The 13,178-nt window shown below is 76.9% G+C and carries 10 protein-coding genes and 1 pseudogene; 8 read left to right on the top strand and 3 right to left on the bottom strand.

Annotated features, from left to right (window positions below):
• Position 1: 1 nt before the first annotated feature.
• On the top strand, positions 2 to 700 hold the full coding sequence (locus U5M74_RS14795) for a phosphatase PAP2 family protein (RefSeq protein WP_410909691.1): 699 nt from the start codon (positions 2 to 4) through the stop codon (positions 698 to 700).
• Here U5M74_RS14795 and U5M74_RS14790 read toward each other — a convergent pair.
• The 3 genes from U5M74_RS14790 to U5M74_RS14780 form a co-directional block, all read right to left on the bottom strand.
• Positions 676 to 1,725, bottom strand: coding sequence for a glycosyltransferase family 4 protein (locus U5M74_RS14790; protein WP_410909690.1), 1,050 nt, complete (start codon positions 1,723 to 1,725; stop codon positions 676 to 678). The two genes, U5M74_RS14795 and U5M74_RS14790, sit on opposite strands and share 25 nt — an antisense overlap.
• Positions 1,718 to 2,785, bottom strand: a complete 1,068-nt coding sequence (locus U5M74_RS14785; RefSeq protein WP_410909689.1) for a glycoside hydrolase family 99-like domain-containing protein — start codon at positions 2,783 to 2,785, stop codon at positions 1,718 to 1,720. Before U5M74_RS14785 ends, U5M74_RS14790 begins: the two co-directional genes overlap by 8 nt.
• 134 nt (positions 2,786 to 2,919) lie before the next feature.
• Entirely contained in the window at positions 2,920 to 6,288 is a 3,369-nt protein-coding gene (locus U5M74_RS14780; protein WP_410909688.1) for a hypothetical protein, read from the bottom strand.
• A gap of 170 nt (positions 6,289 to 6,458) precedes the next feature.
• On the opposite strand from U5M74_RS14780, the gene U5M74_RS14775 reads away from it, so the two are divergent.
• The 7 genes and pseudogenes from U5M74_RS14775 to U5M74_RS14745 all read left to right on the top strand — a co-directional run.
• Positions 6,459 to 7,673, top strand: coding sequence for an ABC transporter ATP-binding protein (locus U5M74_RS14775; RefSeq protein WP_410909687.1), 1,215 nt, complete (start codon positions 6,459 to 6,461; stop codon positions 7,671 to 7,673).
• A gap of 1 nt (position 7,674) precedes the next feature.
• Positions 7,675 to 8,550, top strand: a complete 876-nt coding sequence (locus U5M74_RS14770) for an ABC transporter permease (protein ID WP_410909686.1) — start codon at positions 7,675 to 7,677, stop codon at positions 8,548 to 8,550.
• A complete protein-coding gene (locus tag U5M74_RS14765) occupies positions 8,550 to 9,392 on the top strand; it encodes a hypothetical protein (RefSeq protein WP_410909685.1) in 843 nt (280 codons plus the stop codon). The genes U5M74_RS14770 and U5M74_RS14765 overlap by 1 nt, the downstream gene beginning before the upstream one ends.
• Complete coding sequence (locus U5M74_RS14760; protein ID WP_410909684.1) at positions 9,389 to 10,456, top strand: glycosyltransferase family 2 protein; 1,068 nt, start codon at positions 9,389 to 9,391, stop codon at positions 10,454 to 10,456. The genes U5M74_RS14765 and U5M74_RS14760 overlap by 4 nt, the downstream gene beginning before the upstream one ends.
• Positions 10,457 to 10,464: 8 nt before the next feature.
• Entirely contained in the window at positions 10,465 to 11,613 is a 1,149-nt protein-coding gene (locus U5M74_RS14755; protein ID WP_410909683.1) for a glycosyltransferase family 4 protein, read from the top strand.
• 31 nt (positions 11,614 to 11,644) lie between these two features.
• Complete coding sequence (locus U5M74_RS14750; RefSeq protein WP_410909682.1) at positions 11,645 to 12,796, top strand: GNAT family N-acetyltransferase; 1,152 nt, start codon at positions 11,645 to 11,647, stop codon at positions 12,794 to 12,796.
• A 62-nt stretch (positions 12,797 to 12,858) separates the two neighbouring features.
• Positions 12,859 to 13,178, top strand: a pseudogene (locus U5M74_RS14745) (hypothetical protein); the annotation flags it as partial.

Below are 13,178 nucleotides of genomic sequence, written 5' to 3'. Positions count from 1 at the left end.
CATGGCGGACGGGCCGCGCAGGGACCCGACCGGCCGGGTCGCGCGCGGCGCGCGGCCCGGCCGGTGGTCCGCCGTCGCGCTCGCCGTGGCCGGCGCGTGCTGCCTCGTCGCGCTGGCGGTCCTGTACCTGGGGGCGGTGCGCACCGCGGTCGGGCAGGCCGCGGACGTCGCGCTGTTCGCCCGCGCGCAGGCGGCGAACGCCGTGCTCGAGCGGCCGGCGTCGGCGCTGCGCGTCGGGCTGCCCGCCGTGCTGCTGGGGGCCTACCTCGCCGTGGCGCTCGGCGCCTTGCGGCGCGGGCGCCGGCGGGCGCTGCTCGCGTCCGCCGTCCTGGTGGGCGCCGCGCTCCCCCTCGCCCGGGCCCTGCGCGAGTCGTGGCTCGACCGCCCGTACCTGGGCGAGCACGGCTACCTCGAGAACACGTTCCCGTCCGGCCACGTCGCGCTCGCCGCGGCCCTCGCGGCCGCCGTCGCAGTCCTGTGGCCGTGGGCGGGACGTGGCCTCGTCGCCGCCGGCGGTGCCGTGGCCGTCGCCCTGGCCGCCGGGGCGTCGGTCGTCGGGCACGCCCACCGCCCCAGCGACGTGGTCGGGTCGGTCCTGCTCGTCGCCGCGCTCGCCTGCGCGGCGGCCGCCGCGGCGCGGGTGCTGCCGCCCGACCGCCAGGGCGGCCGGCGCCGTCAGGACCGGTACAGCTCCTCGTAGGCGTCCACGACGCGGCGCAGGTCGAACGCCGCCGCGCGCTCGAGGCCCAGCTTCGCGAGCGCCGCGCGGGCGTCGCCGTCCTGGAGCAGGTCGCGCAGCGCCGTCCCGACGTCCTCGAGCGGCACGAGCCGCGCGCTGCGGCCGTCCTCGCTGACGTACCGGGCGCCGACGTTCGGCGTCGAGACGACCGGCGCCCCGCTCGCCATCGCCTCGACGTACGGGATGCCGAATCCCTCGTAGTCCGACGGCAGGCAGAACACCCAGGCGCGACGGTAGGCCTCGACGAGCTCGTCGTCGCTCAGCGCGCCCAGCTCGACGACGCCGTCGCCCGCGCCCTCGGGCACGTCCCGCGAGACCATCCACAGCTCGGCGTCGGGCAGCGCCGGGCGCACGTCCCGCACGAACTGCCGCGCGAGGACGTCGCCCCGCTTGCGACCCTTCCACGCGCCGACGAAGAGCACGACGGGGTGGTCCGCCCGCGGCGCGTCGTCCGGGGCGAAGCGGCGCGTGTCGACGCCGTTGGGCACGACGCCGCGCACCCACGGGTACCAGCGCCGGGTCATGGGCGAGACGACGACGGTCCGGTCGGCCACGACGCTGGCGAGCACCTCGGACAGGCCGAGCAGCACCATGCGGGCCTTCTCCTTGACGCCGCGGATGCGCCGGGCCTCCTCGAAGCACGACCCGTGCAGCGTCCGGACGTGCCGGCGCACCCGCCGGCGCCACAACCAGTAGTCGTCGCCGTGCGCGTGCAGCACGTCGTAGCCGCTCAGGTCGAGGCGGCGCAGCGCCAGGGCGAAGCGGAAGGTGCGCAGCGGGCCGCGCAGCGGGACGTGGCGGTGGCCGTACGACGCGCCGTCGACGGGCGGGCACTCGCTGAGGACGTCCACGTGGTGGCCGCGCCGCACCAGCTCCTCCGCCAGCGCGTGCACCTGGTAGCCGATGCCCATCTTGCTGGCGCTCGGCAGGTAGTAGGAGATCATCGCGATCCGCAGCGGGGCCCCGCCCGCGGGCGCCTCAGCCACCGAGACCCTCCCGCAGCGCCTCCAGCCAGCCGTGGCCGTGGCGCAGGTCGGGCTCGAGGTGGTTGCCCTCCGCCCACTCGTTCCACGACTTGACCCACAGCAGCCGCTCCTGCGCCGGGCGGTCGGCCAGCGTGGCGACCGCCTGGCGCACGTGCTGCTCGAAGAGCCGGGGCTCCGACCCGGTCACGACGACGCCGCGGCGGCCCGAGCGCGGCGAGTTGTCCCAGTTCGGGTAGACGCACGGCTGGATCGCGGGGCCGGTGCGGGCGGTGGCGGCCCAGTCCTGCGCGTACGGGTACCGCTCCGGCCAGCGCGCGAGCTTGCGGCCCGCCCGCATGCGCAGCACGTCGGCCGGCGTCGTGCGCGCCGGCAGGCGCATGTACACGCCGGCGTCGAACCCGTCCGCCTCGACGCGGTCGTACTTCACGCCCGCGCCCAGCAGGTCGCTCATCTCCGCGACGAGGTACAGCCCCGGCAGCCCGGCGCGCCGCGCCAGGTCCTGCCACAGGTCGACGAACTGCGCGGCGTCGGGCAGCTCCTCGGGGCGGAAGACGTAGAACACCGGCTTGTCGTCCACCCGCAGGTACCGCGGGTCGCGGAACGCCGGCAGCACCGCCTGGAAGTGGGCCACGTGGTCCTCGGGACCCGGGTAGTGCTGCTGCACCAGCACCTTGTCGGCGTCGCCGTGCCAGATGCCGCTCCACGTCTGGTTGGCCCACGCGAGGCAGAACGAGATCTTGGGCTCGCCCAGGGCCAGCACCTCGGCGAAGGGTCGCTCCAGGATCCGCCGGCCGTGGCCGAACCAGTAGTGCCAGTAGGCGAACGCCTCGACCCCGTGCTCCAGCGCCAGCTCGGCCTGCGCCGCGCGCGCCTCGGGCAGCCGCAGGTCGTAGAAGCCGAGGTCGGCCGGCAGGTCCGGCTGCCGGTGCCCGGGGAACAGCGGGCGCGCCTTCGCCGTGTTCGTCCACTCGGTGAACCCCGGTCCCCACCACTCGTCGTTCTCCGGGATGGGGTGGAACTGGGGCAGGTAGAAGGCCACGGCCCTCGCGTCGTACGCCACGGCGACCCCGCTTCCTCGCTGCGTCGGCAGACCGTGCCCGGTCTCGGCCGTGCCCGAGGATAGGCACGCCCGGGGGCGTCCGGACCGGGCCGCGCGGCCGATTCACCCGCCGTCGGGCCCCGCCGGGCGCGGTTTCACCCGGAGCCCTGCGACGCCCACGCCCGGACCGCGCTGACGGTCGCGATCCAGTCGCTCTCGGTCGTCAGCGGGATGTAGTCGGGGTGCAGGCCGCCGAGGACGCCGGTGTAGTTCGCGGCGAGGACGGGCACCCCCCGCTCGGTCGTCATCGGGACCGAGACGCGGACGGCGGTGACCTCGACGGGCTCGAACCGCACGAGCGCCACCCGCTCCCAGAACTGGTCGCGGACCTCGGCGACGTCGAGCCAGCGCCCCTCGGGCGTCCGCACCGAGACGGTGTAGTCGCGCAGCCCCGACGCGCAGCAGCGGATGCCCGCCGTGGCGACGGCGACGCGGTCGATCACCACCGGCCCCGCCGTCGCGACCTCGACGGCCGGCGCCTCGTCCACCGCGCCGTCGTCGAGGCGGCCCGAGCGCCACGGGTCGCGCACCGCGAACGTGCCGGTCGTGACGACCTCCGGCGGGCTCGCCTCCTCGTGGGTGGAGGTGGCCGTGGCCGGGCGGCCCTGGAGCACGTCCTCGCCGAGCTCCTCGACCGGCGCGACCCCGAGGTCCGTGCCCGGCGGCGCCACGAGGAAGAGCGGGGCGCCGCTGAGGTCGACCTGCGCCCCGCCCGCCGGGACCTCGAGCGTGCCCTCGGCGCCGTAGGGGTCGCGCCGCAGCACCTGCACCGCCCGGTCCCCGGCCGCGGCGACCCGCACCGGCACCGCGAGGTCCTCCGACCACACCGCGAGCAGCTCGCGCCCGTCGCGCGCCCGGGCGCGCACGGCGTGCACGCCCGGCGCGCCGTCGTCGACGGTCGCGAAGCGCTCGAACCCGTCGAGGAACGGCGCCGTGGCCGCGAACACCGCGCCGGCGGGCTTGACGTAGTCGCCGTACTGCACCAGGGACCAGGACACGCCCGCCTCGCCGAACCCGCCCTCGGAGAAGAAGTACGTCCACTCCCCGATGCCCTCGACGCGGTACCACAGCAGCTTGCGAGCCACGTCCCACGCCGTGGCGCGCAGGTTGGCGACGCCGTCCGACCACCAGCCCGACTCGGTGTCCCACACCGGGACGTCCCCGCACGGGGCGAGCGCCTCGCGCAGCTGGTCGAGCTCGGCGCCGTCGAGGGAGAAGCCCTCCTCCTCCCAGGAGCGGTTCATCCCCGTGTACGGGTGGATGCCCACCACGTCGAGCGACTCGCAGCCGCCGGCCTCGACCAGGCCGGCCCACCAGTCCGGCATGATCCCCAGCGTGTTGCCGCCGATCACGACGACGTCCGGCACGGCCGCGCGGACCGCGCGCGCGAAGGGCGCACCCACCTCCCGCTCGTAGGCGGCGGGGTCGCCGTAGCCGGTGTTGTTGGGCTCGTTCCAGGGCTGCCAGTGCCGCAGGGACGGGGCGCGCTCGTGCACCGCGGCGGCGATCGCCCGCACCCAGCCCTCCCACGTGCCGGCCTCGACGGCGGCCTTCTCCGCCTCGCCGCCCGAGCCGACCTGCAGCACGAGCAGCACGCCGGTCCGCTCGGCCAGCCGAGCGGCCGCGACCAGCTCGGCGAACGGGTCCGCGCCCTCCTGCGGCACCTCCTCGCCCTCCGCGGGCGCCCGGGCGGGCAGGGAGTCCCACACGAGCGCGGCGGGGTCGGGCTCCGCGGTCGGGTCGGGGACGATCGCGCCGAAGTCGAGCTGCGTGCGGTGGCTGCCGACGCCCAGCTGGTCGGCGAGCTGGACCCCGCGCACCGGGGCCGCGCCGCCCCAGTCCGCGCCGTCGGCGAGCGCCGCGGGGTCGAGCCCGCTGCCCGCCGCGCCGACGGTGTAGCGCAGGCAGGTGCCCGAGACGGCCTCCCCGGTGTCGGCCCGCACCAGCGCGGCGTCGACCTCGTAGACGCCGGGCCGCGCGGCGGGCAGCTCGAGGGGGACCTCCCCGCCGCGGGGCGGCAGGTCGACCAGCGTCTCCTCGCCCACGACGGGGTCCGGCACGCGCGGGTCGCCGCGCACCTGGTAGCGCAGCCGGTAGGTGTCCGCCCAGGGCGCCCACGCGTCGTCGAACGCGGCGCGCACGCGCGGCTCGGTCCCGGCCGGGAACACGCCGTACGGCCGGTCGACCAGGAGCCCGGCGCCGAGGCCGAGCCCGCTGAGCAGCGGCTCGTTCGCCGCGCTGTACGGCTTCGTCGCGGTGAGCTGGAACGCCATCCGCTCGGCCGAGACCTCGGTCAGCGCGTAGCCGCCGTCGTCGCCGTGGGTCAGCACGTAGTAGGGCGCCCGCGGGTCGGTGTCGGCGCGCAGCACGGGCGTGCCGTCCCACAGCGCGAACGGCTGGTCGACGTCGGTGCGCGAGTCGGGCCACACCCCGCGGAAGACGCCGTCCTCGCCGAACCAGCGGAACCCGACGCCGGGCTCGGCCACGAGGACGCCGTCGCCGTCGGGGGCGGTCGAGACACCGGACGGCTCGGTCCACGTCGGGCGCGGGACGGCGAACGGCAGCCCGCGCTCCCAGGACGCCCCGAGGTGCAGGCTCGTGCGCCCGGCGGCGTCGACCGCGCGCAGGTCGACGCGGCGCACGTCGCCGTCCTGCTCGTCGCCCGCGACGACCACCTGCCCGTCCGGGAGCTGGCCGACGACGGCGCCGGGCAGCTCGGCCGGGTCGAGCAGCTCGCCGTCCGCGGTCACGCGGTGCAGCAGCGCGCCGCCCTCCTGGACGCCGACGACCTCGCCGCCGCCCGCCGCGTCCGGCCACCGCACGAGCCCGTACAGGTCCAGCAGGTCGCCGGTGGTGGCGGGCCCTGCCGGGATCGCCGTGCGCCACACCACCGCGCCGTCGGGGGCGACCTTGAGCAGGTCGCGCCGCCCCGCGAGCGTGTCGAGCAGGTAGGCGGCGCCGTCGTCGTCGACCTCGAGGAAGTCCGTGCTGAACGTCTCGGTGCCCTCGTCGGCCGCCAGCTCGATCGCCGTCGTGGCGGTCCGCTCGCCGGTGCGCAGGTCGTACCGGGACACGGTGTAGGTCGCGTCCTCGCGCTCGAGCACGAACGCGCCGCCGCCCGCCAGCCGGAAGGTCACCGGCTCGGTGCCCGGCACGGTCACGACGTCGTCCACGACCGTGCGCACGCCGTCGAGGTCGGCCTCCTCCACCCCGTCCTCGGTGACGGCGTCGAGCACGGGGAACCCGCAGACCGGCACCGCGCCCGGCGCGGAGACCGGCGCCACCGACGGCAGCGCGGGGCCGCCCTGGCGGTCCGCCGGGCTCCCCGGGCGGCCGCCCGGCCACGCGACCAGGCCCACCACCACCAGCACGAGGAGGACGGCGACGGCCGAGACCGCGACCGTGCGTCGCCGGGACGGCCGGCGCGCGCCCTGCCCGGCCGTGGTGCTGTCGTTCGTCACCATCGTCGCCCCTGACTCCGCCGGGCCGGACGTCGTCGATGCTACGGGCGCGCGCCGCCGTCCCGCCGGGGCGGCGCGAAGTTCACCCGGTCCGCTGCGTCAGGGCCGGATTCACCCCGCGTTCACCCCGCCCGCCCGGTCCGGTCGCGCGCGGTGGCGGTTATGTTCCCGATGTGGCAGCGATCACAGATCACGCGATCCGCGTCGCCGGGCTCGGCAAGACCTACCGGCTCGGCGCCACCGGCGAGCGCCCGTCCACCGCCGCGAGCGCCGCGATCCAGTGGCTGCGCTCCACCGGCAGGGCGCGCACCACGGACTTCGACGCGCTCGACGACATCACCTTCGACGTGCCCCAGGGCGAGGCCCTGGGGATCGTCGGCCGCAACGGGGCGGGCAAGTCGACGCTCCTGAAGATCCTCACCCGCGTGACCGCCCCCAGCCGGGGCCGCATCGAGCTCGACGGCCGCATCGGGTCGCTGCTCGAGGTCGGGACCGGGTTCCACCCGGAGCTGACGGGGCGGGAGAACATCTACCTCAACGGCGCGATCCTGGGCATGACGCGCAAGGAGATCCGGCGGCGCTACGACGAGATCGTCGAGTTCTCCGGGATCGAGAAGTTCCTCGCGACGCCGGTCAAGCGCTACTCCTCGGGCATGTACGTGCGGCTGGCGTTCTCGGTCGCGGCGCACCTCGACACGGAGATCCTCGCGATCGACGAGGTGCTCGCCGTGGGCGACGCGGAGTTCCAGCGCCGCTCGATCGCCAAGATGCGCGAGGCCGCCCAGGGCGGCCGCACCGTGCTGTACGTCAGCCACCAGCTGCAGACCGTCCAGGCCCTGTGCTCCTCGGCGATCCTGCTCGACCGCGGGCGGCTGCGGTACGCCGGCACCGTGGACGGCACCCTCCAGGCCTACCGGGAGAGCTTCGAGAGCTTCGCCGCGGCGCAGTCGGACCCCGCCCGGCGCCCCGGCACCGGCGACGTCCGGTTCTCGTCGGTGCAGATGGAGGACGAGTTCCTGCGCTCGTCGCAGGACGTCGTCGTCGACTTCGAGGTGCCGCCGAGCAAGGACCTGGTGGGGACGTACTTCGTGTCCGCGCACGTCAACAACGACCAGGGCGCCGTGATCGCGCAGTGCGACAGCCGGCTGGTGGGCAGGTGGTTCGACCCCGACCAGCACCAGAAGGGCCGGCTCGTGATCCGCGACCTGTGGCTCAAGCCGGGCCAGTACACGGTCGACCTGTACGCCTGCCAGTCCGGCGTGCTCGACGCGTGGGAGGGCGCCTGGCGGTTCGAGGTGCTGCCCGACCTGCCGTACCCGGAGTACGCCGAGTCCTCGAGCACGGACAAGGGCCTGGTCTTCGCCGACTTCCACTACGAGGGGGCCTGACGTGGACGCCGCGCCCAGCACCGCCCAGCACGCCGCCCAGCACCAGCCCGCGCACCCCGTCGAGCGCACCGTCATCACGCCGCCGGGGCGCCTCAACCTGCCGGCCTGGCGGGCGCTGTGGGGCGCGCGCGAGGTCGCCGTGCGCCTGGCCCAGCGCGACATCATCGTGCGCTACCGCCAGACGTTCTTCGGCATCACGTGGGTGATCGCCCAGCCGCTCGTCAGCGCGGGCATCTTCACGATCGTGTTCGGGCAGATCGCCGACATGTCGAGCGGCGCGACGCCGTACTTCCTGTTCTCGCTCGCCGGCATGCTGGCGTGGAACCTCTTCAACGGCTCGCTCGGGCGCGCGTCGAGCTCGATGGTCGGCAACCAGGCGCTGGTCCAGAAGGTCTTCTTCCCGCGGCTGCTCGTGCCGGTCTCGAGCCTCGCGTCCGTCGTCGTCGACTTCCTCGTCGCGCTCGTGCTGGCCGTGGCGCTGCTGTTCGTCTACGGCATCAACCCCGGCTGGCCCGTGCTGCTGCTGCCGGTGTGGGTGTTGCTCATCCTGCTGGTCGGCACCGGGCTCGGGCTCGCCGCCGCCGCGTACATGGTCAAGTACCGCGACGTGCAGTACGTGCTGCCGTGGCTCACGCAGATCCTGCTGTACGCGAGCCCGGTCGCCTACGCCCTGTCGGAGGTGCCGCAGGGCCTGCGGTGGCTGTTCGACATCAACCCGGTCACCTGGTTCCTCGAGGCGTTCCGGTGGTCGCTGCTCGGCACGGACACGCCCGTGACGTGGCAGGTCGTCGCCCTCGCCGTCGCCGCGCCGCTGATCTTCCTCGCCGGCACGCTCGTCTTCCAGAAGAACGAGCGCGAGTTCGCGGACTACATCTGATGCGCCTGACCGCGTACGTCCTGGTCGCCGACCCGAGCTTCCTCGCCGCGAGCCTGCGGGCGTACTACCCGCACGTCGACCGGATCGTGCTGTCCTACGACCGGACGTCGACGTCGTGGACCGGCACGCCCCTGCCCGTCGAGGAGTGCCTCGCGCTCGTCAAGGAGGTCGACGTCGACGGCCGGTGCGTCCACGCGCCGGGCGACTACGTGCGGCTCGGGGACGAGCCGTTCGACGCCGAGACCCGGCAGCGGCAGGACGCGCTCGACCTGGCGTCGCAGGACGCCGACTGGGTGCTGCAGCTCGACACCGACGAGGTCATGCTCGACCCGCCGGCCTTCCTGGCCGCCCTGCGCCGCGCCGACGCCGCCGGCGCCGGCGGGCTCGACTACCCCTCGCGCTGGCTGTACTCGCGGGTCGCGCCCGGCCGCTACCTCGAGGCGAGCAGCCGGCTCTGGCGCCCCCGCGCCTCCTACCCCGGCCCCCTCGCGGTGCGCGCGGGCACGCGACTGCGCCACGCCCGCCAGGCGGACGTCCCGCTGTACCGCGTGGACCTCGGCCCGTGGAACACCGACCCCGCGCACCCCCACGACGCGACGGTGCACGAGGTCGTCGACCCCGAGGCCGCGGTGCTGCACTTCTCCTGGGTGCGCTCGCCCGACGTCATGCGGCGGAAGTTCGGCTGGTCCGGGCACACGGAGGACTACTCCCGCCCGGTCGTGTACGAGCGCTGGGAGCGCCGCACGCGGCGCCCGCGCGCCGCCGTCCTCGGCTCGCCCCTGCGCCGCAGCGACTGGTACCGCCTCGTGCGCGTCCCCGAGCCGCCGGGAGGCGAGCCGTGACCTCCGCCGCGCCTCCCGCCGCCCAGCCCATCGCCCAGCCCATCGCGCGGCCCGCCGCGCGGCCGACCGTGAGCCTCGTCGTCGCGACGCACGGCCCGCCGCGCGCCGTCCGCGCGTACCTCCACCACCTCGAGTCCCTCGGCACGGCGCCGCTCGAGGTCGTGGTGCTCGACGCGTCGGACGACGGGCGCGCGGGCGAGCGGCTGCGCCGCGCGCTGCCGGACGTCCGCGTCGTGCGCCCCGGGCCGGGCGGCACGCCCGGCCTCGCGGAGCTGCGCGGGGACGTCGTGGCGTTCGTCCACGACGACGCCCGCGCCGCCCCCGGGTGGCTCGACGCGCTGGTCGCCCCGTACGCCGACCCGGACGTCGCCGGCGTCGGCGGGCGGGTCGTCGACGCCGGCCCGCAGGACGAGGCCGACGGGCTCGAGCTCGTCGGGCGCCTGCTGCCCGACGGCCGGCTCACGGACCGCTTCGGCACGGACCCCGGGCGCGTGGTCGACGTCGACCACCTGCACGGGGCCGCGATGTCGTTCCGGCGCACCGCGCTCGCGGCCGCCGGCGGCGTCTCCGCCCGGGGCTGCTGGGTCGGCACCGACCTGTCGCTCCGGGTGCGCGCCGGCGGCGGCCGCCTGGTCTTCGCCCCGCGCGCCGTGGTGCACCACGACGGCCGGTGCGGCGCCCTCGACACCCGGTCCGACCTGAGGTCGCTGTACCACCACCGGCGCGACCACGTCGTCACGCTCGTCCGGCTCTTCGGCTGGCGCGACCCGATCCTGCGCCGCTTCGCGCGCACGGTCGCGCGCGACCAGGGCGCCTACGTCTGGGCCGTCCGCGCCCGCCTCGGGCCGCGGATGGCCGACGGGTCGCCGCGCCCGCTGCTGCGCCGCGTCACCGCGCCCGTCGTGCTCGCCGGCATCGCGGCGGAGCTCGGCGGTCTCGTGGCTGGGCTGCCCGCGGCCGCCGCCGAGCGTCGGCGGGACCACGCCGCGCGCCGGCTCGACGGCGCTCCCGAGATGGCCGCCGACGGCGCTCCCGACCGTGCCGCGGTGGCCGGGGCGCCATGAGCCGCCGGATGGTGCACGTCCTGACCCCGGGCGACCACTTCTCGCCCCGGACGGGCAGCGCCGTCCCGACGATCGTCGACGGGCTCAGCCGCGCCACGCCGCCGCACGAGCCCCGCCCGGCCGTCGTCGTGGCCGCCGGGACGTACCCCGACCGCTACACCAGCGCCGAGGTGCTCGAGTACGCCGCGGCACGCCCGCGGCGGGCCGACCGGTGGGTGGACGCGGGGCTCGCGCGCGCCGGCCTGCCGCGCCTCGGCGCCCGTCGCGCCCTCGGCGCCGCGCTCGCCGGCCAGCGCGGGTGGGAGCCGGCGTTCGTCCTCGCGCACAACGCGCCGGCGCTCGTGCCGCTGGTCGACGACCGGCACGCACCGGTGCTGTACGCGCACAACCAGCTGCTCGGCACCTACTCGGCCGCCGAGGCGGGCCGCGTCCTCGCGCGCGCCGTCGTCGTCGTGTGCGTGAGCGACCACCTCAGCGAGGCCGTCCGGTCCCGCCTGCCCCGCCACCTGCGCTCGCGGGTGCGCACCGTCCGCAACGGCGTCGACGTCGAGGCCTTCGCGGTCCGCCGGCCGCCGCGCGGCGACGCGCTGCGCGTGACGTACGTCGGGCGCGTCATCCCCGACAAGGGCGTCCACGTGCTGCTCGACGCCGTCGCCCGCCTCGGCCGGGCCGACGTCGAGGTCACCGTCGTCGGGCGCCCCGGCTTCGCGGCCGACGCCCCCCTGAGCCCCTACGAGCGCGCCCTGCGCGCCCAGGCCGCCGGGCTGCGCGGCACGGTCCGCTTCGCCTCGTTCGTGGCGCGGACCGACCTGCCCGCGCTCCTCGCGCGCGCCGACGTGGTGGTGGTGCCGTCGGTGTGGCCCGAGCCGTTCGGGCTCACGGCGCTCGAGGGCATGGCGGCCGGCGCCGCCGTCGTCGCGTCCGACGTCGGCGGGCTCCCGGAGGCGGTCGGCGACGCCGGCCTGCTCGTGCCGCCCGACGACGCCGGGGCGGTCGCCGCGGCGCTCGAGGCGCTGGCCGACGACCCCGCCCTGCTCGACCGGACCCGCGCGGCCTGCGCGGCGCACGCGCGCGCCAACGACTGGAGCGTCGCGAGCGCGCGCCTGCGCAGGGTCCTCGGCGCGGACGTGCTGGACCCGACCGGCGGTGGACCGTGACGTCCCCGCCCGACCCGCGAGGAGGCGGACCATGACGACAACCCTGCGCGCCCGGACGGTGGCGCTCGCCGACCTTCCCCCGCCCGACCTCGACCGCTGGGCCGACCTCGTCGACCGCGCGGCCGACCCGAACCCGTTCCTGTCCCCGGCGTACCTCGCCACGGCGCACCGGCACCTGCCCGCGGCGCGCGACGTCCGGCTCGTGCTGGTGGAGGACGCCACCCGGCTCCTCGCCCTCGTGCCGCTGTCCGTCGTGCCCCGCTTCCGCGGCACGCCGCTGCCGCTCGCCACGACCGCCGGCCCGTTCCTGGGCTCGGACTCCCCGCTGTGCGTGCCGCTCGTGGACGCCGACGAGGCCCGGGCCGCGACGGCGGCCGTCGTGGACCACCTGCGCTCGCGCCGCAGCGGGCTGCCCGGGCTCGTCGAGCTCACGCTCGTCCCGCGGCACGGACCGTTCTGGGCGGCGCTCGAGGCGGCGTGCCGCGCCCGGCGCGTGCCGCTCGTCGAGCGGTACCGGTTCGAGCGCGCGGTGCTCGACGCCACGGTCCCCTCCCCGGCCCCGCGCGCGGCGCTGGCCACCTCCGCGCGCCGCAACCTCAACCGGGTGCAGCGGCGCCTCGAGGAGGAGTACGGGCCCCTGGTGTTCTCCGACCGCGGCGCCGACCCGGCGGCGCTCGAGGACTTCGCACGGCTCGAGGCCGCCGGCTGGAAGGGGCGCAGCGAGCGCGGCGGCGGAGCGCTGCAGGTCGTCCCCGGCGCGTGGGAGTGGTTCAGCGAGGTCGGCGCGCGGTTGCGGGAGCGCGGGGCGCTGCACGTCTTCAGCCTCATGGCGGGCGACGAGCTCCTCTACATGTCGGTGAACCTGCGGGCGGGCCGCCACCTGTGCGGCCTCATGGACGCCTACGACGAACGGTTCGCGCGGTTCGGCCCCGGCGTCCTCGGCCGCGTCATGGAGCAGGAGCACCTCCTGCGGGCGGACGACGTCGACCTCGTCGACTCGTGCGTCCACCCCAAGGACGAGGCCTCCACGCGGCTCTACCGCGACCGCCGCACCCTCGCCGGGTGCCTGCTGGCGCCCCGCGGCGTCCTGCCGCGCTCGCTGGTCGGCGGCGCCCCGCTCGCGCGCTCGGTCGCGGCGCGGGCGCAGGGGCTGGTGCGGGACCGGGGGCGGCTCAGGCCGTAGGGCCGGGCGTCGCCGTCGGACCGCCGGGCGGGGCCCGCCCGGCCGGCCGGTCCGACGGCCCGGTGGCCGTCGGAGCGGACGACGACGGCGACGGCTCGGCGGCCGGGGACGGCGCCGTCGAGCCCTCCGCCGCCGGGCCCGTCGCCGTCGGCTCGTCGCCCCGCTCCTCGCCGGGCTCGTCACCGGGCTGGCCGCTGGGCGCGTCGCTCGGCTGCGCATCGCTCGGCTGTCCGCTGGGCGCGTCGCTCGACTGCGCGTCGCTCGGCTGCGCGTCGCTCGGCTGGCCGCCCGGGCCGGGATCGGCCATGGGGGCCGGGTCGGCGGCGGCAGGGGCGGAGGGCGCGGCCGAGGGTTCCGCCGCGGCTGCCACGCGTGCCGCCTC

This window comes from Puerhibacterium sp. TATVAM-FAB25, assembly GCF_046535855.1.
GTDB classification, from domain to species: Bacteria; Actinomycetota; Actinomycetes; order Actinomycetales; family Cellulomonadaceae; genus Puerhibacterium; species Puerhibacterium variabilis_A.
Note: the sequence above shows the minus strand (reverse complement) of the source record. Positions and strands in the feature narration are given on the sequence as shown.